Annotated in this window: 13 protein-coding genes; 9 read left to right on the top strand and 4 right to left on the bottom strand. The window is 50.6% G+C overall.

The genetic code is table 11. From position 1 onward, the window contains the following. Nucleotides 1-33 precede the first annotated feature (33 nt). A complete protein-coding gene (locus tag SH580_RS18275) occupies nucleotides 34-2,268 on the bottom strand; it encodes a hypothetical protein (protein ID WP_319832260.1) in 2,235 nt (744 codons plus the stop codon). Between the two features lie 433 nt (nucleotides 2,269-2,701). On the opposite strand from SH580_RS18275, the gene SH580_RS18280 reads away from it, so the two are divergent. The 9 genes from SH580_RS18280 (at nucleotide 2,702) to SH580_RS18320 (ending at nucleotide 15,906) form a co-directional block, all read left to right on the top strand. Beyond that, entirely contained in the window at nucleotides 2,702-3,442 is a 741-nt protein-coding gene (locus SH580_RS18280) for a hypothetical protein (RefSeq protein WP_319832261.1), read from the top strand. 120 nt (nucleotides 3,443-3,562) lie between these two features. Next, nucleotides 3,563-4,624 carry a LacI family DNA-binding transcriptional regulator gene (locus tag SH580_RS18285; protein WP_319832262.1) on the top strand — a complete coding sequence of 354 codons (1,062 nt, stop codon included), beginning with the start codon at nucleotides 3,563-3,565 and terminating at the stop codon, nucleotides 4,622-4,624. A 138-nt stretch (nucleotides 4,625-4,762) separates the two neighbouring features. Next, a complete protein-coding gene (locus tag SH580_RS18290; protein ID WP_319832263.1) occupies nucleotides 4,763-6,202 on the top strand; it encodes an MFS transporter in 1,440 nt (479 codons plus the stop codon). Then, the gene (locus tag SH580_RS18295) at nucleotides 6,199-7,839 is read left to right on the top strand and encodes an alpha-1,3-galactosidase-related protein (RefSeq protein ID WP_319832264.1); all 1,641 of its coding nucleotides are present in this window, start codon (nucleotides 6,199-6,201) and stop codon (nucleotides 7,837-7,839) included. The genes SH580_RS18290 and SH580_RS18295 overlap by 4 nt, the downstream gene beginning before the upstream one ends. 31 nt (nucleotides 7,840-7,870) lie before the next feature. Next, the gene (locus SH580_RS18300) at nucleotides 7,871-9,256 is read left to right on the top strand and encodes a sulfatase family protein (protein ID WP_319832265.1); all 1,386 of its coding nucleotides are present in this window, start codon (nucleotides 7,871-7,873) and stop codon (nucleotides 9,254-9,256) included. 34 nt (nucleotides 9,257-9,290) lie between these two features. After that, the gene (locus tag SH580_RS18305; protein ID WP_319835021.1) at nucleotides 9,291-10,706 is read left to right on the top strand and encodes a sulfatase family protein; all 1,416 of its coding nucleotides are present in this window, start codon (nucleotides 9,291-9,293) and stop codon (nucleotides 10,704-10,706) included. Between the two features lie 61 nt (nucleotides 10,707-10,767). After that, nucleotides 10,768-12,369, top strand: coding sequence for a right-handed parallel beta-helix repeat-containing protein (locus SH580_RS18310; RefSeq protein ID WP_319832266.1), 1,602 nt, complete (start codon nucleotides 10,768-10,770; stop codon nucleotides 12,367-12,369). 136 nt (nucleotides 12,370-12,505) lie between these two features. After that, a complete protein-coding gene (locus tag SH580_RS18315) occupies nucleotides 12,506-14,512 on the top strand; it encodes a glycoside hydrolase family 36 protein (RefSeq protein ID WP_319832267.1) in 2,007 nt (668 codons plus the stop codon). A gap of 38 nt (nucleotides 14,513-14,550) precedes the next feature. Continuing rightward, nucleotides 14,551-15,906: a sulfatase family protein gene (locus SH580_RS18320; protein WP_319832268.1), complete on the top strand. Its 1,356-nt coding sequence runs from the start codon at nucleotides 14,551-14,553 to the stop codon at nucleotides 15,904-15,906. Between the two features lie 269 nt (nucleotides 15,907-16,175). Here the strand turns inward: SH580_RS18320 and SH580_RS18325 are convergent, their stop codons facing one another. From SH580_RS18325 to SH580_RS18335, 3 genes are all read right to left on the bottom strand, one after another. Further along, complete coding sequence (locus tag SH580_RS18325; RefSeq protein ID WP_319832269.1) at nucleotides 16,176-18,257, bottom strand: sulfatase-like hydrolase/transferase; 2,082 nt, start codon at nucleotides 18,255-18,257, stop codon at nucleotides 16,176-16,178. Then, nucleotides 18,254-20,662 carry a beta-galactosidase GalB gene (gene galB / locus SH580_RS18330; protein ID WP_319832270.1) on the bottom strand — a complete coding sequence of 803 codons (2,409 nt, stop codon included), beginning with the start codon at nucleotides 20,660-20,662 and terminating at the stop codon, nucleotides 18,254-18,256. Before galB ends, SH580_RS18325 begins: the two co-directional genes overlap by 4 nt. Before the next feature lie 561 nt (nucleotides 20,663-21,223). Beyond that, nucleotides 21,224-21,634 carry a sulfatase-like hydrolase/transferase gene (locus SH580_RS18335; protein WP_319832271.1) on the bottom strand — a complete coding sequence of 137 codons (411 nt, stop codon included), beginning with the start codon at nucleotides 21,632-21,634 and terminating at the stop codon, nucleotides 21,224-21,226. Nucleotides 21,635-21,741 lie beyond the last annotated feature (107 nt).

The raw sequence follows: 21,741 nt of genomic DNA on the forward strand, positions 1-21,741 counted from the left end.
TCTCTTTTCAAGATACAGCTTCGGAAGGCTCGGTCACCCGATTAGATTTCTAATTCTTATGCCGTCTGGCTCTGCGCAGGAGCCCGCGATTTGGATGCTTGGCTCCTGCGCATGGCTTGTCGGGGCTGATTCGAGTTTAGAGTGAATCGATTTTATTGAAATCGATGATTCTAATTTCTCCTGGCTGCAGGGTGATCGTGATCGTGTCTCCGAAGCTGTAGCTAGCATTGAGCCCATCGAGGCTTTGGGGCATCGGCGATGAGAGCGCAAAGCTTGTTCGCTCGGAATTAGACCGAATTTTCTGTCGAGTACGATGCTATATGCCTGTGCTTTGTCTGCAGGGTTGTGGATGGATATATAGCCCTGCTCTGAGTTCCATGCGGTGAATCCATAGACTTCATCTTTTTTCGGATCGCCGCCATGCATGCGTGAGCGAGTGAAAGTGGGGAATGCCTTTTCGGCCCATTTTAGGCCTTCAGCGAGCACATCCCAATCGCTCTCGCTCAGTTCTTGTGTCTTGAGATACAATTCAATGAATCCTGTGCCACGCGACATATTCATCAAGAGGTAGCTTTCGAATTCTTCTCTGCTCTCGCCGGTTTCTGTCTTTTTCGGCTCGTGATTGAAGAGTGCGTTCATTGGGTAGTGCGTATTTTCTTTGACCCAAATGTCATGGTAGACACCGTCGCGGTAGACGAGTTGCTCCGTGCGTCCACTGCCACCAGCCGCATCGCCGGCATTGATCATCCAAACCGCGTCCACATGCATCAGCCACCAAGGGCTGAGGTAAGCACCATTAGAAATAACGATATACACCTCTGGGTTGGCTTCGCTCATAGACTTGAAGGTCTTCATTAGGCGCTCGGTGCCGACAGTGAGGTAGTAGATTTTGAGCTCGTTATACTTGTTGTCATTCAAGCGCTCGTCGTCGGGACTCAAGCCCTCAGTGCCGAGTTGTGGCATAACGGGCACTCCGTGTTCGGCACCGTCGATGTCGAATTCACGTGTGCGAAGATTCCCGAAGGTGCCATCCAATTTGAAATACGAAAATCCCTGGTTTGTCAGTTCGACCAAGCGGTCTTCCAATTTGTCCATATACGGCGTATTGGCCAGTGACATCCAAGTCTTGAGAGCTCCCATCTTCGCTTTACGCATGGAAGGCACTGCGAAACGCGCACCAAAATTAGCTTGCGGGCTCAACCATATGCCGAGCTTAGACAGCACCTTTTCGGCCGCTGCGAAGCTGCTTTCAAAGGCAGGATCAAACTTCTTATTAACGGGCCAAACTTCTTGTGACCAGTCGGCACCTTTGGGTGAATCTTGCCAGCCATCGTCGATCACATACGCATCTAGTGGGGATACGCCGCGTTCCACGCAGAGCTCTTGATTCACCTTTTCTACGCTGGCGATGAAGTCGGGTCCGGTGACTGCCTTGTGGAAGTCAAACCAGCTGTTGTATTGAATCTGAAGACGGAGCGGACGAACGCGGATCGTTTCGATGTATTCGTAAAACGCGTCCGAATTGAAGGCGGGATCATCGCTAGCGCCCATCACGGCTTTGTAGCTGGTGTAGCTCTTGTTCGGCGTAAGCTCATGACCATATTGGTAACCGCAGATGAGTTCCTGATCGACCACCATATTGTCAGCGGCTGGGAATTCAATGCCCCAGAAGGTGCCGGATTCTGTTGTAAACAGCGGTTGTCCCAATCCTGGGCGCCATCCCCTCATTTTAAGTTCACGGCTTTTCGAGGTGGTGATCTCTCGCATCGTATAGGGTTGATACGCATCGCTGGTGCTGATCGCTTCGACGTCGATCCGTTCCAGCGTAATTGCACGCTCACTGATGATCTTGATCTGCTTTCGCATGAAGAAGTCATCCTGTGAAAGTTCATAGCGAACTTTAAGGTTCAGACCGTGGGCTTCGTTCTTCAGCAGGAACTCCAGGCTTTTTTGGCCCGCTTCGTCTTCTGATTGAACATCAAGGCAAATAAAATCACTGGTAGTCAGTATTTGATCAGTGCCTGTGGTATGAGTGCCTTCTGAGATGCGTAGTTGGAACTCGTCGCAACTAGTCGGCTGAATCACCTGTCCCGAGCGATGGTTTAAGATTTGAGAGGTTTTTAGATGATTATCGGCCAGTGAGAACTCTCGCCCGATGTACTCATTCGACAATAAATAGGGCTTTGCTTTCGGGGCTTCGGCCCAGGCACTATAGCTGATACTGAGGCTACTGAGAATGGCTGCAAGGTAACTGACTCGTTTTTTCATATTCTGTATTGGGTCAATAAATGTGGTTCGATGTTACGTTTCAATTGCTGGGGAGCTCCAAGGTTTTGAGCGCCGACTATGTTCAAGGATTCGGAGAATCTACTGCCGTAGTTGAATTTGTGATATAAGATGCAAAATATGATAAAAACGATGATATAACCTGGAGTGATTTGTTTACGTAACCTACTTGTGGAAGATTCGTTGTATTCTGTGGGGCGGGCTGTCCTTGTGTGTATACGTAGTGGATTGATCTGAAGATTACGTAACTACTTGTCGTTTCCAAATTGTTTTGACGGTAATGCCCGGCGGCATGTTTCTGGCTTCTTTGCATGTAGCAGGACATTCGTCTCGAACGGAAGTCTTGTGGTGTTGTGTGGCGCTCGGTGTCTGGGCGCAACGGCGCGCAATACGGAACTCTGAATCTGTTTACTTTATGAAATTAAGCATCCTTATATTTAGCATAGCGTTCCTTCCGTTTACGGTTTTGTTGGCGGATCGTGTGGTTGCTTCATGGGACTTTTCACAGGTAGAGACTCCATTGGAGGACCTGGCTGGTGCGTATGACTTGTCAAACATGGGAGGTGTCACGTTTGATCGCTCGCAGGGGGCTCTTTTTAATGGAGGGCCCGTCGATCATTTGAGGGTTGATTACAGTGAAGCTCTGGAGCCGTGGTCGGTGAGAGAAGGTGAAACATGGCAGCTTGTATTGACTGGGTTGAAGGTCAATTCGACCGGAGGGTATCGTGCTATCTATAGTAGCCGCGATGATGCCGGAGAGGGCGCGGTGCTCTACATTAATAAAGGAGTCTTGATGTTCTGGGTTGGAGATGGCCATGGAGACTGGAATCGTCTGGAAGGGGGGAGTGTTTATCGCGGGCATACTTATAATTTGATCGCTGGTTGGGATGGGCAAAGCATGTATTTGACGGTGGATGATGGTGCGACGAAACATACGACAAGTTTAGTTCCCGATGCGGTTGCCTTCAACTCTGGCCTCAAGGGGGTGAATTCTGCAATCTACTTCGGTGTGGGCGGGCATGGCGGAGGTGATAAATACCAATTTAGAGGGCATTTAAAGAGTGCGAAGATCGTCTACATCCCCGAGGCCTCGAATTTTGCTTTATTGTTGGGTCTTGCGAGTGTGGTCGTCGTTTTTGTTCGCCGACAAGCTTGATTTATGAGTCGGCCCGCTTAGTTGAGTTTTATGTGGGGACAGTATCCGTTTTGAGGTTGTGATTTTTGCATTTCTACATCCCTATGATTGCTAAGAATGAAAAAAGCGGGTAAAGTTTCTATGCGTGAAATAGCCGAGCGTATCGGCGTGTCCCGCATGACGGTTTCAAAGGCACTGCGTGGCTCTGCGGGTGTCTCGGAAAAGACCCGGCATCGCATCGAAGAGTTGGCTCAGGAGATGGGCTATGTGCCGGATCCGAATGTATCGATTGCGATGGCAGCTGTGGCGAAGACCAAGTTCACTACGGGGGAGCGACTTGCCTTTTTGACGACGCATGAGACTGAGCATGGATGGAAGCGTTTTTCACATATTCAGAGCTGTTTTGAGGGGGCGCAGCAGCGTGCCGCGAAATTTGGTTTTGAGTTAGAGCCTTTTTGGGCACTGCAGCCTAGAGTGGATTTGGCGAAGATGCTGTATGCGCGTGGGATAAATGGTATTCTGATTGCGCCTACGGGGGCGAATTTGCTCTCAAATGGTCGGCGATCGATCGATATGGATTGGAGTCAATTCAGTGTGGTTGCCTTGGATGAGCTCTTGGACGATCCGAAGGTGACTTTGGTGCGGCATAGCCATTTGGCAGCGATGTTTGAGTTGCTTTATCATTTAGAGCAACTTGGTTATGAGCGGATTGGTCTGTCCTTGAGTCGAATTACGGAAACCAGGAACCGTCATCGATGGACTTCAGCTTATGTCTTGTGGTCCAAGTTTCGTAGTGGAGCTGGAGAGATTCCCATCTTCATGCATGATCAATCGGATCCGGAAGCATTTGAACAGTGGGTTCAGCAGCATGAGGTTGATGTGGTGATTGGTCTGCCTACTGATTTTTCGATGCTGCAGCAGGCAGGTTTTCAATGCCCGGAGGAGATTGGTTTTGCGTTGCTGGATTGTCAGCAAGTGGCGGGTGTGGATATGGAATTGTCTGGGATTGATCAGAAAGCTGAATTTCTAGGAGTGACCGCGGTGGATACCTTGATCGGGGTGATGCATACCAGAACTACAGGTGTTCCGGAAAGTCCGGGACATTTGGTCTGTCAGGGCCATTGGGTGGAAGGACAGAGCACACGTAAAGTTGGAGCTCCACGGGGAGATCGAAGTCTTTACGAAATGCCATTGAAGTTGTGATTGTCTAAGGATGTGAACGTTTAGGTTGCGTAAACATTCTTCGCAATCTTATGCGTTTGCCTGACTCGGCGCATAGGAGGATTGTCTTGGTAAACAAGAAATTCGTCCCTTTATCCTGGGGCGCCCGCTCAATCCTGCATGGACAATTCCCCAGACAAACACGCAACTCCCAGCTCTGACAAAGTGCCCTTTTGGCGTAAAATGGCCTATGGGAGCGGTATGATGTCTTATGTCGTTATGGCACGCAGTTGTAATCAGTTTGCGAGTCCGATTTTTAACGATTGCATGGGGGTGGACCCACGTTTGTTGAGTTGGGTGTTAGGGGGTTCTCGTATTTGGGATGCGCTGACAGATCCATTCATGGGCAGTGTGACAGATAATACCCGCTCCAAGTGGGGCAGGCGTCGTCCATGGATTGCGTTAGGAGCTATGTTGAGTGGCATTACCTTTTCGGCGATTTGGCTTTTTCCTGCCGGGCTTTCGGAGATGGGGTATTTCTTTTGGTTTCTAATCACTTCATTGATCTTCTTTTTGGCTTTCACGGTCTTTTCGGTGCCATACATGGCGCTGGGGATGGAGATGAGCTCTGATTACAACGAGCGCACTTCGGTTATGGCCTACCGTACCGTGCTTAGTCAGGTTGGGGCTTTTGCCGTTTCGGGGATTTATTGGCTGATTACCTTGGATCGCTTTGAGAGTATGGCGGAGGGGATGCGTTATGCGGGCATGATGGTCGGTGCTCTGATTATTGCCATGGGATTGATCCCAGCATTTTTTGCCCGTGAGCATGATTCGATCATTGAGCAGCAGCGGGGTAAAGTGGTCGCAAAAATTTCTTTGGCCAAGAGTTTTAAGGAGACCATACGAGAGGTGCCATTTTTGATCATTTGTGCCATTACCGTACTGATGTTGACTGGTTTAATGATGGTCGTGCAGCTGGGGTATTATGTAACGGTTTACCATATCTTTGGTGGGGAGAAGACGCCTTTTCTAGGGACGCTGATGGCGGTCGGAGGGATTAGTTCGCAAGTTTGCACCATGCTGGCAGTGCCGGTTCTCACCAAGATCTCACGTAATATTGGTAAGACTGGAACATTGTTGATAGCGATGGGCTTGTCGGTGATCGGTTCGGCTCTTAAGTGGGTATGTTTTACACCTGAGAACCCATGGTTGAGTGTGATTCCTGGCATCGTTATGTCCGGTGGCTTAGCGGCTACCTGGACTCTGATAAATGCAATGATCCCCGATGTCGTCGATTTGGATGAATTAAAAACCGGTGAACGTCGTGAGGGTATGTATAGCGCAGTCAATAGCTGGGTGTTTAAGATGGGGATGTCCGGAGCCTTAATTATTTCCGGTTATGTTCTGACCTGGTCTGGTTTTGATGTGGCACTCGGCTCAGAGCAGACGGCAGACGCCATTTTCTATATGCGACTTTTCTTCACTACGATACCTGTGGTGACGATCTCATTAGCGATGCTCTTGTTATTATTATATCCCTTAAAGGAGGGTCGTGTACGTGAAATTCAGGCGCAGTTAAAGGCGCGTCGCGAAAAAGAAGGGACTGTTGAAGCATGATACAACCACTGAAAAAACAAGAGGCTCTGAGTTTTCTTGAGCAAATGACCGCAGCGGTGGCGGCTTGTCGCGAAGGCCGCGCTCGTAAGATTGTGATACCCGCTGGCGTGCATCACATTCGTCCGGATTATTTGCCGGAACAATACTGCTATATTTCGAATCACGATTCGGGTATGAAACGCATCTTTCTTAATCTAGAAGGTTTGGAGGGGATTGTTGTCGAAGGTAATGGTGCGGAGCTAATTTTTCATGGTCGGGTGATTCCATTTTATTTAAAGAATGCCAAGAATATCGTCCTACGTGATTTGGCAATCGATTGGGATCGTCCTTACTTGAGCCAAGCTAAAATCACTGGGGTTGGGCAAGGATCATTGGATCTACAATTTGATGCGAACTATCCCGTGGAGGTTAGTAATGAGCGCTTGGTGTTTACCGGGGATCGCTTTTTCTCTACAAAGATTGATAACCTTTTGGAGTTTGACGCGCAGACACGCGCACCCGCGGCGGGCGCACGCGATAATTTCGGTTTTCGGGATTGGAGTCGAGCGGAAGCTTTGGGCGTGGGGCATGTCCGGCTGTTTTCAAATTATCATCCGGAGAATGAGTTTCAGGTCGGCAATTGGGTCGTTATTAAGCACGAGCAGCGTTGGGCCCCAAGTGTCGTGCTAGTTGATTCTGAATCCATTACCCTGAATGCGGTCGATATCTATCATTCCGGTGGGATGGGGGTGATTGCGCAGACTTGTCGTGATATTGATTTGCAGCAGGTGCGCGTGATGTGCCGGCCAAACTCAGACAGAGTATTTTCTGTTTTTGTCGATGCATTTCACTTTGTGGATTGTTCGGGCAAGGTGACGATTGAGGACTGCCTGATGGAAGGGCAGATGGATGATGCGGTCAATATACACGGAGCTTTCTTGCGCCCGGAACGGGTGAAGTCGGGCCATACACTTCAACTGCGAATTATGCATTTTCAACAGTTCGGAGTGCAGAATTTAAAGGCCGGAGACGTCGCAGGATTCTTCGATGAACGTTCGCTTAGTTCGTTATTTGAAGCTAAGGTTCTGAAGGCAGAGATGCTCAATCGTGAGTTTATCGAAGCCACTTTTAGTCGGTTACCAGAGGGTCTAAAATTGGAACATATGCTTGTGATGCGGGCAGAGCGGGATTTTGAGGTGTTGATTCAAAACTGTACCATGCGCGATAACCGATCACGCGGTGTGTTGTTTAATGCATATGGAGCTTGTCGAATTTTGAATTGTTACTTCCGCACGCCTTGGCAGGCGGTCAGAGTGAGTGGAGCGGTCGATGGAAAATGGCATGAATCCGGTCCATCGGAGTTTGTCGAAGTCTCAGGTTGCACCTTTGAGCGCTGCGGTTATGCCACGGGGCGCCCAGTGATTGAAGTGACAGCTCATCGTCGTCCAAGAGAGGGGTCCCCCGCATATCACGACAAGATCCGGGTGATTAATAATCGCTTTAACCTGGCACATTCTGATCTACTACAACTCGATAATGTGGGTTACTTTGAGTTTTATGATAATCAGTTGGAAGGGGCCACTCCGGCGCTTTTTCGAAAGGGGCCGAACGTGGAGTCTGGGCGCGTTGAATCGATACAGGAGTTAAGCCATGGATAGTAGGGGAATTAGAAGGCTATTGGGTCTATTCTTGCTGACAGTCGGACTGGAAGCGGGAGAGCCTATGCAGGCTCGTTACAATGTGGTGATCATGATGTCCGATGACCATGGACGCGAGGCATTGGGCTGCTATGGAAACCCAGTGGTCCAAACTCCGAATCTGGACCGTCTGGCTGATGCAGGCATTCGTTTTGACAATGCTTTTTGCACCTCCGCTTCATGTGCGGCCAGTCGTTCGGCGGTATTGACTGGTTTACACAATCATGCAAATGGCACTTTTGGTCATACACACTCCTATCACCATTTCTCCAGCTATGAATCTGTTCAGAGTCTGCCAGCGATGCTAAGTGAGGCCGGGTATCGGACGGGACGTGTCGGTAAAAGGCACTATGCCCCCGAGTCCGTCTATCCGTTTGATTATGGTATGGAGGAACGAGAGTTTGACCGTGATGATGTCGCTGCTTCTGAATCGTGTCGGGAATTTATCGCTGAGGAGGGGCCATTCTTTTTATACTGGTGCTCGTTTAATCCGCATCGCGATGGACGTATTGTGGCATCGAACCCGCATCAGCCGAACAGTTTCGGCAACCCCGAGAGCTCGTTTGCGGGCGACCAAGAGTATGTATTCTCCGAGGAGGAAGTCATCGTTCCTAGCTTTTTGAGTGATACGCCGGAGGTGCGTGCGGAACTGGCCCAGTATTATCAGTCCATTGCACGTCTGGACCGCGGCATTGGCCGTTTGATTCAAATTCTCAAAGAAGAAGGTAAATACGACAATACCCTGATTATATACATGGCAGATAATGGGGCGGCATTTCCCGGATCAAAGACGACTCTCTATGATGCGGGGATGCAACTAGCTTTGATCGTCAAGGCGCCCCTATCAAAGCGCCAGGGGGAGGTTTCAGAGGAGTTAATTAGCTGGGTTGATATCACACCGACGATCCTTGATTTGACCAATGCCACACCGCGTGATGTGAGCTTTCATGGGCAGTCTTTTTTGCCCTTATTGCAGGAGGCACCTGAGTCGCTGGGGCGCGATATGATTTATGCGTCGCACACTTTTCATGAGATTACAAATTATTACCCGATGCGGGTACTGCGCTCTCATCAGTATAAATTTATATGGAATGTGGCCTATCAATTGCCCTATCCCTTTGCTTCGGATCTGTGGGATTCGGCCTCATGGAAAGCTGTGCGTCGTGATCAGTCGGAGTATTTTGGTGCGCGGAAAGTGGCTGACTACAAACAGCGTGCACAGTTTGAACTCTATGACTTAGAGAACGACCCTGATGAGGTCGTGAATTTGGCATCGCATCCCGAGTATGCCGAAATGGTCGAGTTCTATTCAAAGAAACTTAAAGAATTTCAAACGGAAACAATGGACCCCTGGGTGCATAAATGGGAGTATGAGTAAGATAGGTATGAGTCAGAAATTTATTTGCTATGTAATGGTTGCGGCTTGGGCATGTGCATGTTCGTTTGTGTCTGCCTCTGAGGTAGAGCGTCCTAATATCCTAGTTATCATGACAGATGATTTGCGGATCGGTATGCTTGGTGCCGAGGGGCACCCCTATCTGAAAACGCCCAATTTGGATCGTTTTGTCAGTGAAGGCGTCACTTTTAATAATTGCTATGCACTCAGTCCGGTGTGTGGTCCTTCGCGCGCTTCCATTTTTACCGGGCAGTATTCGACACAACATATGCGCCGTGATAATTTTTATTATCCCGATGATTTTGAGTATTATTTGCCTCAGTATTTTCGAGATTCCGGCTATGTGACTGCGCTGATTGGGAAGTACTATGAAGGTGATGCTTTCAGAAAAAAGGCGCGTAAGGCCTGGAGCCATTGGTTCGTCAATGCCGGGCCTGATACCGAGAAGAGGACACCCGGAATGAGTCACATTGATTGGTGGAATGCGTACCTCTATCAGGATCAGATGTATGCCGTCGGCAAGGACCGTAAGGTTGTGATCGAAGGGCATCAGACTGACATTTTGTTTGATGAGGCTGCCCGCTTTGCCGTGGATACAAAAGAGCAACCATTTTGTATTTTCCTGAGTCCCTTTTCGCCGCATACGCCCCTGATTCCGACAAAGCGCAACGCTGGAAAGTATAAAGGAATGGGGATACCCGAGCGCCCAGATTTAGAGTTGGATCTGGGGTACTTTAGAAAAGAAGGCCGGCTGGAAGAAGTGATTAATATGTATGAGGAATATTGTGCAATGATCACGGATATTGACGAAGGTATGGGTCGACTTTTCCAGAGTTTAGAGCAAAGCGGTCAGTTGGATAATACGCTGATCATCTTTACCAGTGATAATGGTTTGTTGTATGGAGAACATGGTTTTGCCTGGAAGCGTCATCCGTGGGAAAGCTCCGCTAAAGTTCCTTTTTTTGTTCGTTATCCAAAGCTGGCGAAAGGCGGCTCTGAGAGTGATGCCTTGGTGAATCTGGCCGACATCTTTTTTACCTGTGCTGATCTGGGACGGGTGAAACTGCCTGAGATTCCCGGTCAACAGGGGGAATCGATCCTACCGTTATTGAGTGGGGAAGTGGATCAAGTTCGTGATGAGATGATGTTTATCCAATACGAAAAACCCGATCGTGAAAATCCGGGAGTGCCTGAGGTCATGCTTTGGGCCTCTGTTGTGCGTGCGAATGGTTGGAAGTTGACCGAGTATAACATTCCGCCTGAGCAAAGACCTGATGTTCCGCTGACTCAGATGTACCATCTAGCCACCGACGCCTACGAAATGGAGAATCTTGCTGGAAACCCGGAGTATGCGCCTGCACTTAAATCCTTGAAAACTCAGTTGAAACAGAAGCTGGAAGCCATTGAGGCGGACAGCACATGGATGCGTTAATCGAATACGGCAGAACCTCACTATGAGAATACAACACCTTATCTCCTTTTTTAGTATCGCTATGTGCTGCCTTAGCACGGCGAACATGTCGTCTGCGGCAGTGGCAGAGATCGATGATTTACAATCATGGATCATGTCTCAAGTGCAGGACGGGCAGACGAAGATTAAAGTTCCTCAGGCGACGTATCGCTTGGCTCCGGTCCATTCAGCGCACTTAGAGCTGATTGAATTGAAAGGCATAGAGATTGACTTTCAGGGCTCTGAAATCGTCTGCACGGATCGCACTCGCGCGATTCATTTGGAAAAATGTGAGAATGTTGTGATCAAGAACCTGAGTATTGATTACGACCCCATGCTCTATACCCAGGGGCTTATTACAGAGTTCACACCGGAGTATTTTCAAATCGAAGTCTTTGAAGGTTATCCGATGGAAGGCTTATCCGCGAAGGGGGCCGAAGTCTATAGCGCGGAGACGCATGAACTGAAGCCGGGGTTCAGAACTTTTCACGACATCAAAAGCATAACGAAAATGGAGGGCCGCAGCTTGCGTGTCTATCGTAAGAAGCACCTTCGGATTGATTCTGAGTTTGTGGAGGTCGGCGATGTGCTCCTGTTAAAAACGGAACGTAAGCGAATCGATGGCGGGAGCTTTGCGCCGCATTGTGTGTATTCGACTCAGTGCCGGGATCTGCTTTTTGAGAATGTAACCGTCTATGCTTCCAACTGTTTTAGTTTCCTTGGAGAGGAGTCTAGCAATATTCATTATTATCGCTGCCGTGTGGATCGTAAGAAAAACGATCCGAAGGTCAGTTATCCGCGTATGCGTTCCAGTAATTGGGATGCCTTTCATAGCATTAATGCGGAAGTCGGACCCACCATTGAGGAATGCTATGCAGGCTATATGGGGGATGACGGGGTGAATATCCGTGGAGATTACCATGTGGTGGCCGAAGGCGAGGGCGCGGTGCTCACTGTGATCAGTAAGCGTGCTTTGAACATTCAGCTGGGCGATCCGGTAGAGGTTGTCTCTCGAAATGGTAAATTGCTTGGAGAAGCCGTGGCCACGCATATCGCACGCGCGCGGGACTATCCGAAAGAGAAAATTGAATCGGCCAAAGATCAGTTCACTCTGATATTACCGGGGAATTTACGCGATGCGTGGTATGTTACTTTGGATCGGGTGATTCCAATCGATGATGTTTCCGTAATTTGTGCGGTCAATCGAGTTGGACGGGGATTTAAGGTGATTAATAATGTAATCGGGCACAATCGCTCACGTGGTATTTTAACTAAAGCCAGCGACGGCGTCATCTCGGGGAATCTGGTAGAAGATACCGGGCTCGAGTCGCTTAAGTTGTCTCCCAATATCAGCAATTGGCTCGAAGCTGCTTACTACAGCAATTTAGTCGTTAAGGATAATGTGATTCGTAATGGTAAATTCGCAACGCACTTTGGCTCTCATCAGCGTGCGCAGATCTTGATCGGTGGTTGTCGCAGTGGTCTGGAGTTTACCGGGAACACGATCGAGTATACCGGAGAGCGTGCGATGGTTCTTAGCGATTTGGAGGGCGGTGTGATGCGTGGCAATACCTTCACGCGTCTTGATGGTGGGGAGGCTGCGGACCCGGTTCTTTTTGAAAATGTGACTGGACTCGGACGCTAAGCAGCCTGGGCGCAACTCTGTACTAAATGAAAACAAATTCTAATATTATCCTTAATTTTGAAGAGAACGGGCTGCATGTCGTGATTGAACAAGGGGCCGATGGTGCGGCTCGCTTGTTGCATTTTTCGAGTCAAGCATGGCAGACACATTCAGTCACGGCCGAAGAGCGTTTGCGACGTCGTTACACTTTAGTCGAAGTACATTGCTGGGGGAGAATCAGCATGACCATCATGGTGGCAAGCATACGGGCTCCAATTGCGGTGGAAACATCCCACGCTATCGATCACATCGCGATGGGCGTAATGGTTTTGGCCGAAAATTAGAGATTGAGCAGCTGTCGGATCGCTTACGTATCGTCAGCCATATCCAGTTTTATGATGACATTCCAGTGGCTCGTTGCTGGACCGAGTTGACAAACATTTCAGAGTCGGAAGTCGGCATTGAGTACGTCAGTTCGTTTGCCCTCGCTGGGATTACGAAAGAGCAGGGGGCCGAGGTGATGGAAGACGCGTATTTGCATGTGCCCCATAACTCGTGGAAGTCTGAGTTTCAGTGGCGCCGTCATTCGTTGGCTGAGCTCGGTCTGACTCCGATGAGTGAACAGGGCTTTTCGATGAAGAGTCTATCTTATAGCAATACCGGCACCTGGGCGGCGAAAGAGTTCCTGCCGATGGGGATGTTTGAGACTGCACGTCATGCTCACTTTTTGTTTTGGCAAATTGAGAGTCATGCGTCCTGGCACTGGGAGGTCGGTGATATCGCGAGTCAGCTCTACTTGCATTTGAGCGGTCCGACCGAACGCGAGAACCAATGGTGGAAGTCGCTCAAGCCCGGTGAATCTTTCGAATCGATCGCTGCTGTGGTGGGGGCTTGTTCCGAGGGAGCGCAGGGTGCATTCGGGCATTTGAATGCCTACCGACGGACGATTCGGCGTGAGCATTTTGATAACCGTCGACTGCCGGTGATCTTTAATGACTATATGAATTGCCTGATGGGTGATCCGACTACGGCGAAGTTGTTGCCTTTGATTGATAAGGCGGCCGCTGCGGGGGCTGATTATTTCGTCATTGATGCTGGCTGGTATGATAACGGTCCATGGTGGGCGGGCGTCGGCGAATGGTTGCCCGCGAAGGGGCGTTTCCCAGGCGGGATCGAGGAGCCTTTGAATTATATTCGCGAGAAGGGAATGGAGCCTGGGCTGTGGCTGGAGATCGAACGAATGGGGATTAACTGCCGTTTGGCAGCAGAGTGGCCGGACGAGTGTTTCTTTCTGCGTCATGGCAAGCGTGTGGTGGATCACGATTCGCTGCAATTGGACTTTAGGCATCCCAAAGTGATTCAGCATGCGAACCAGGTGGTGGAGCGGGTCGTCGAACAATATGGCTGTAGCTTTATCAAGATGGATTATAACATCGAGATCGGCCCAGGGACGGAAGTTGAGGCGGATAGTTTTGGAGATGGCCTGCTGGGGCATCAGCGAGCTTATAAGGCGTGGCTGGCAGCGATCTTTCAAAAGTATCCCGATCTGGTGATCGAGAATTGTAGCTCGGGAGGTATGCGTATGACCTACGGCTTGATGGATCTGCACACAACCTCGTCCACTACAGACAATCAAAACTACCTGATGAATGCCCGTATCTCGATCAACAGCGGGAGTGTGGTTTGTCCTGAGCAAGCCGGAGTGTGGGCCTATCCCTTGATGGATGCGACAGAAGAATCTGTCATCATGAATATGGTCAGTGCCATGAGTTGGCGAATTTATCTGAGCGGACAAATGCAAACTATGGACGGTGTGCGTCTAGAGCTCATTCGGGAAGCTGTTGAAGTCTACAAGAGCTACCGCGAGCGCATTCCGGAGGCAGAGTTGTTATGGCCTTTGGGGCTTTGTCGTCATGACAGCGCGTGGGGGGCCTTTGCCTTGAAGTGGGGCGATGAAATCCTGCTCTCGGTTTGGCGCTTTGAGAGCGAGGAAGACAGTATTCGCATTCCTTTGGATTGCGATCTAGGTAGGGTCTCTCCTATGGATGCTCAGTGCCTTTACCCGAAAGAACGTCCTGTCGATGTCACGTGGCATAACGATTGTGGTGAGCTGTCGATCACGCTGCCACAGCAGAAGATGGCACGCATCTTCCGTCTTCGCTAGTTGCGCGAAGCCTTCAATTTTTAACAGAAAGCATGTCTATGCAAAATAAACGACCTAACATAATACTGATGGTATCTGATGACCATGGCCGCGAGGCTTTGGGCTGCTATGGAAATCCGATCGTACGAACGCCTCATCTGGATCGTCTGGCTGCGGATGGGATGCTCTTTCGGCAGGCCTTTTGCACGACTCCTTCCTGTGCGGCCAGCCGTTCTGTTATGTTGACGGGCCATCATAATCATACCAACGGAACGTACGGACATACGCATGGGCAACATCACTTCGCATGTTTTGAAGATGTCCTGACGCTTCCAAAGTTGTTGAACGACTCGGGGTATCGGACGGCTTGTGTGGGTAAAAAGCATTATGCGCCTGAGTCGGTTTATCCCTTTCAAGAGCAGCTCGGCGAGCATGACTATGGTCGCGATGATCTTCGTATGGCAGATGCATGTGCGGACTTTATTAGTGAAGCGTCTCCGTTCTTTTTGTATTGGTGCAGTTATAATCCACACCGGACGCCTAATACTGTAAAGAACCATCCCTTGCAGCCAAATGACTTTGGCAACCCGGAGCAGCCCTTTGCTGGAGATGAAGAAGCCGTCTACAGTGAGGAGTCGGTAGTCGTTCCACCGTGGCTGCCGGATAATGCACACACGCGTGCGGAACTTGCACAGGACTATCAAAGTATCAGTCGCCTGGATCGTGGTGTCGGACGTTTGATCGAGTTGCTCAAAGAGAAAGGGGTGTATGAGAATACCTACATCATGTATATTTCCGATAATGGGGCCGCATTCCCTGGAAGTAAAACCACACTCTACGATCCGGGCATGCGACTACCTTGTATTGTCAAAGCTCCCACTTCGAGTCCACAGCAGGGCGAGAGTGGCGAACTCATCGCATGGTATGATATTGCCCCCACTATTCTGGATTATGCGGGAGTACCGCAGCTGTCGGATCATATGTTTGGAGAGTCATTCCGTCCATTACTTGAGGGCAATACTTCGGATTGGATGCGCGAGGAAGTCTATGCCTCGCATACTTTCCACGAGATCACCAACTATTATCCGATGCGGGTGATCCGCTCGAAAAAGTATAAATTTATATGGAATGTGGCGCATCCGCTTACTTTTTCTTTTGCCAGCGACTTGTGGGAATCAGCAACCTGGGCGCCGTATCGCGAGGATGGAGAGTCACATTTCGGTCAACGTCAAGTCGTCGATTATTTGCATCGCCCCTGCTTTGAGCTGTATGATTTAGAGCAGGACGCGGATGAGGTTCACAACTTGGCGGGGCTTCCTGAGTATCAGGATCAGGTGCAGCAGTTTAGTGATAAAATTAAGCAGTTTCAACAGGCGACAATGGACCCATGGCTGCATAAGTGGGAATACGAATAGCAGCTGTATCTAATTTCGTCGCGGCCCTTTAAAGGAAAGTCGGGAGGAGCCGCAAGAAGTGGATGGTGGATCGGGCCGACCGGATGAGAGGGCAGGCATTTGTTCCATCTGATAGCGCTTCACTCCGGTCGTCAAATTTCTCTGCAAGTTCCTGAAATCGAGAGTGGCAGATGATTTATTGCATCTGTATTCTTCATTCCAAATCGACGCTAACTTCAGTCATGACTCTGGGGTGTGTAATTGAATTTCAGACTCAGCAGGACAATCGTTTAATGTTCGCGGAAGTAGGCTCCCTTGGGAATCGTCTCACGTGACCGCTGTGGGCCTTCCCACTCCAAGGACAATTTGTTGGGGCCCGTGCCGTGACGGTAAGCAATGGAGATTGGGTGCAGTCCTGCCTGTAAGGGGATTTTCTGGGATGAAACTGTGCGCACCGCCGGTGGGCGCTGGTAGTCGTCGTCGATCACGAGACGATCATGAATGTGCATGACGACGCCCGAGTCGGCGCTGAGATGAAACTGCCAGGCACCCGCCGTCGGCACGTGAATGTAGCCTTGGTAGTGTAAGCCGATACCGTCGTCACGGCTGCGAAATGATACGTCTAAACCGTTTGCGCTGCCACTGGCAACCGGTGTCATACTTGAAAAATCTGGAGTCCATTGCCAGTCGCCTTCAAAGGCCTGGTAGGCCAAGCCGGACGCACGGTCAGCCACTTGCACGGACGGTAATGGAGTCTGGCTATAAGGTCGCTCTGCTCCGCTGAGCGGGTGATGTGCCGCGAGGGCGTAATACTTCATTTGCGCTTGCATCTCTGGCATCGAATTTGCGAGGTCCGTGGCTTGGGCGGGGTCATTAACCACGTCGTAAATTCTAAACGGGTTCTCGGCATTAGTTATTCCGGTGCGCACTCCCATAAAGTTGCCAATGCGAATGGCCTGCATTTGACCGCGCGGGTCGCCGCCGTGATTCGGGAATTCTCGATAATCTGGAGTTGTTGCTCTATAAGTGTATTCGAAATATAAATACGAATGATTTTGTTGGTTTTCAGCGCCTGTCAAGAGGGGCGCTAGGGAGACTCCGTCTGTATTGGCGGGCGCAGGCACGCCGGCCAGTTCGGCGAAGGTTGGCAACCAGTCCCAATTCCCGCTCGGAGTGTCGATCTCGGCAATCGCTTGTTCGTCATTAGTCGCGGCAGCAATATGCCCCGGCCAGCGCACGATCGTAGGCACGCGTAGACCGCCTTCCCATAAGTCACGCTTCAGGCCTTCCATATTGGCGAAGGACTCAAAACTACGCGGGTTCTGTCCGCCTTCCTTGTGAGGGCCGTTGTCTGAGCTGAAGATGCAGATGGTGTTCTCATCGATCTTCAAATCCGCCAGCAGTTGCAGAATGTCGGCGACGGAGTTATCCATGCGTCGAATCATGCCCACGTGGCGCTGCTCTCGTGGGTTCCATTTTGGATTAAGCTCGGGGTGGACATAGTTATCGATCTCTTCGCTATCTCCGGCCGTATTGGCATAGCGGACACGTCCCGTGGCATCTTTTTCGGTCGTCCATTGCACGCCGCCGTTCAAACCGTAGTGGTTCTTTGCGTTGCCTTGGCCTTCGCCGGGATAGGCTTTAGCAGGAAACTGTAATACTGAATGCGGGGTGTCGTATGCCAGATAAAGGAAGAACGGTTGGTCATCGCCGTCGTTGACTTCATCGATAATCGCCTGCTTCGCCGCGGCGGTCCAGGCGTCCGTTGTGTAGAGATTCGTGGCGGCATCAGTCACTTGGCGGAAACCATCATAGATGAATGCTTTTTGTTTGCTGGTTCCGTTGCGTGGATAGTGCTGGTGCCCGTCGATATGGAATAAATAGCCGAAAAACTGATCCCAGCCCCGATGCAGTGGGTGTGCGGGTAGATTCGCTGAGCCTTCGCCAGTCAAATCAGCATCTGTCTTGGAACCTGCGAGTCCGAATTTTCCAATATGAATGGTGCGATAGCCCGCAGCTTTCAGCATGCTAGCGATATTGATATTATCTGGTAAGGGATAATCAAACTGGTTGTTACGCACGTCGGCGTTGCCCTGGTGGCGTCCTTGAAAAAAGGACGCGCGTGAAGGCGCACAAACCGGCGCAGCGATGTAGTGGTGCGTGAGCTTCGCGCCCTCGGCTGCCATACGATCGAGCCCCGGAGTGTCGAATTTCTTAATACCGCTCCGCTGATCCTGCCAGAATGCGCCTAAGTCGCCATAGCCTAAATCGTCGGCTAGAAAGAAGATGATATTGGGTCTTTCTGAAGCTTGTGCGAGCAGAGAACTCAGCGCACTGATCACAGCAAGGGCAATAATGTAGTAAGTCTTCATTGACTGTTGAGCGAGAGGGTGGATTCACCCAGCCCTTTGGCTTTTGCTTTGATGGTGATCTGACCAGCTTGGCCGTCTAGGCTGCGAACTATGGCGAGGCATAGCCCGTTAAACGCGGAGTGCTGATCGCCTTGAAAGGACTCATGGTTGGTCGAATCACCGTTGCCGACGCCAATGATTTCGCCGGGACCTGTGATCTCAAACTGAATCAGATCGCCGGCCTGTGGAATCATTGTGCCTTCACTGTCTTCAATGCGGACGGTGATAAAGGAGAGGTCGTCGCCATCGGCTTTGATGGTGGTGCGGTCTGCGGAGAGGCTCAGCTGACTTGGCGCGCCAGCGGTTTTCATTGTTTGTTCCGCCCATGGCTTGCCGTCTTTGTAGGCCACGACTTTGAGTTCGCCCGGCTGGTATTCCACGTCGTTCCATTTGAGACGATACTCATACTGTTTCTTGCTGCGGCGTCCTAAGGACTCGCCGTTCAGAAAGAGCTCTGCTTCGTCGCCCGAGGTGTAAACATACACGGGAGTGACTTCACCGATACGATCCGGCCAGGTCCAGTGGGGGAGGATGTGCGCCATCGGATACTCCGGACGCCAATGCGCTTGATAGAGATAGTAGCGATCCTTCGGGAAACCGCATAGATCGACGATGCCAAAGTAGGAACTGCGCGAACTCGCTTTACCGTTATTCAGACGTTTGTTGGCTTCTTGGGCACGCTTGGCCTCGGCTTCGTTTTTGAAGTTTAAATCCAGTGTCTGATCCCATGCGAGGAAGGGCGTCGGCTCGCCAATGTAATCAAAACCAGTCCATACAAACTCACCGGCGAAATTTGGATTTTTCTCTAACAGCTCAAACTGCTTGTCAGGAGTGATCGACCAACCCGGGCCCCAGTAATCGTAGGAGCTGATTTGGTTATTTCTAGCGCCGCCTCTGAGCTTTTGAGCGCGGTTCCTTGGCTCTTTGACCGGAAAGTAGTATTCACCGCGCGAGCTGGTGGTGGACGAGGTCTCGGAGCCGTAGATGGCGTAGCCCGGATTCTTTTCGAGGAAGATTGGGTAAACGCTTTGGTTGTAGTTGGCGCCGATGATATCCACCGAATCTTTCCAGTTGCCCATGATCGGCTTGGACTTGTTTGAACCTACGGTGACTGGACGCGTCGGATCTTCGCGGTGGAAAATATCGGTGAGCATTTGCGAGACTGCCTTACCTGCATCCGAGTGTAGTTCAAATACCTCGTTGCCCGAACTCCACATGATGATGCTCGGGTGGTTGCGGTCGCGGCGAACGAGCGCTACGATATCTTTCTCATGCCACTCTTCGAATAGTGTGTGGTAGCTGTTGTCGGTCTTGCCTTTTTTCCAACTGTCGAAGGCCTCATCGATCACGAGGATGCCCATGCGGTCACACAGTTCCAGCAGTTCGGGTGCCGGCGGGTTGTGGCTGGTGCGGATCGCATTCGCGCCCATTTCCTGCATGATCTCCAATTGACGCTCCATGGCGCGGGTGTTGAACGCGGCGCCTAAAGGACCGAGGTCGTGGTGGAGGCAGACGCCATTCAGTTGCACGCGGCGACCATTGAGGTGGAAGCCGTCTTCGGCTGTAAATTTAATCGTGCGCACACCGAAAGTCGTTTCGTAGCTGTCCACCAGCTTCCCGTCCTGCAGCACACTGGTGACGACGACATATAAGTTGGGGGATTCCACATCCCAGCGTTTCGGCTTGCTAAGCTCTAAAGTGACGGTGGCGACTTCGGTCGAGGCGGGCGCGATGGAGCCTTTGCCAGTCGTTGTTTCCGCGACTTTGACTCGCTTCGAGCCAGCTTCATACACCTCATGGCGAAGCTCGACAGGAGCCGCGCTTTTTTCGCTGTTGCGAACAGTCGTTTCGATGCGAACGGTGGCTGATTTGTCAGAAACCTCTGGAGTCGTCACGTAAGTGCCCCAGTGAGCAATGTGAACGGGAGCTGTCTTGACTAGTGAAACTTTACGATAGATGCCTGCGCCCGGATACCAGCGTGACATGCGGATTTTGTTTTCCAAGCGAACGGCTAAAACGTTTTCTTCGCCCACTTTCAGGTAGGGAGTCAGGTCGAAACGGAAAGAGCTGTAACCGTAAGGCCATTCACCCACGTATTGACCATTCAAATACACTTTTGAGTGCGACATTGCTCCGTCGAAATCGATGTAGAACCGTTGACCTGCATCTGCTTTAGAAATTGTGAAATCTTTGCGATACCAGCCCACGCCGATGTAAGGGAGCTTGCCTTCTGCATTCGGCAGATCGTCGCGAAAGGGGCCCTCGATCGCCCAGTCATGGGGCAAGTCGAGTTGTCGCCATTGCGAATCGTCCAGCGAGACTTTCTCCAGTCCGGTGGGTTCCTCCAAGTAGGAGCCGTAGTTCATTTCCCCATAGCGGGCGAAGCGCCAATCGTCTTTGAAGGAGACGACGCTACGTGTTGTCTGCTCGGCTGCCTGTAATGACGTAAATGTTGCAGCTAGAGCGAGTAAGCAGTGGAGTAAACGAGTCGGTTTCTGCGCAAAGTGAGTATCTTGGATCGCATAATGTTTATTTGGAGTGGAATTACTTGATGGCAGCTGCTCGACTGTGCTATTTCAGGGAAAGCAACAGATGGCTTCGTTGATATATCATTAACGAATCTGGGTATCGTGAACGCATCGTTTATTGGAAACCACTGTTGATTGAGTGTTGTTAAGTTACGTAACTTACTTGAAGCCTGATCATTGTGGCTTAATTTTGGCGGGAGCGCGGTCGAAATGAGTTCCTCATTCCGCTACGTTTTCTTGGTGTAGCGGAAGTGGGAACCACTTTCGATCTGTGCTGGTCTATTTGCTCTCGTATTCGGGGTTAGGCTCGGTCGGAGTCTGTGCGCCGACTTCTTTCTGCCAGACCTTAAGTTTCTTGAGCAGCGTATTGGCTTTCTCCGGATCGAGTTATGGGAACTTCTACTGATACTTTTGGGTGAGGTCTTCGTGGGCTTGGATCGGGGTGTGAACAGAATAGAAGGGGAAGTAAACGAAGAAGGGCTTGTCCTTGTTCTCGACGATCCAGTTGGAAACTTCCTTTCCGAGACGATCTGTCAAATGCTCGACTTTGTGGCCGTCGCTTAGTTGTGGGTTTCTGTAAGGGGAGAAGTATCCACCGCGTGGCGCACCAGAGCGATTACTTCCGAAATTTGTATCGAAGCCAAACTCGCTTGGATCTTGTGAGATGTGCCACTTTCCCGCGACGCAGGTAGCATATCTCGCCTCCTTCATCATCGTGCCGAAGGAGGTTGTTCGATGGGGCACATTGTCGACAGGTTCAGGCACCATGACTTTGCGGTGTTTTGATTGGCCGCGTGCCGCAGGTTTCACCTTGCTTATTCCGTGGCGAGGGACCTATTGGCTAGTGATCAGGCAGGCGCGTGACGGCGCGCAGTTGGCTGAATTTGCGTAGCCGTTTGTGAAAGTGATCCTTGGTC

Origin of the sequence: Coraliomargarita algicola (assembly GCF_033878955.1) — a bacterium.
GTDB lineage: Bacteria > Verrucomicrobiota > Verrucomicrobiia > Opitutales > Coraliomargaritaceae > Thalassobacterium > Thalassobacterium algicola.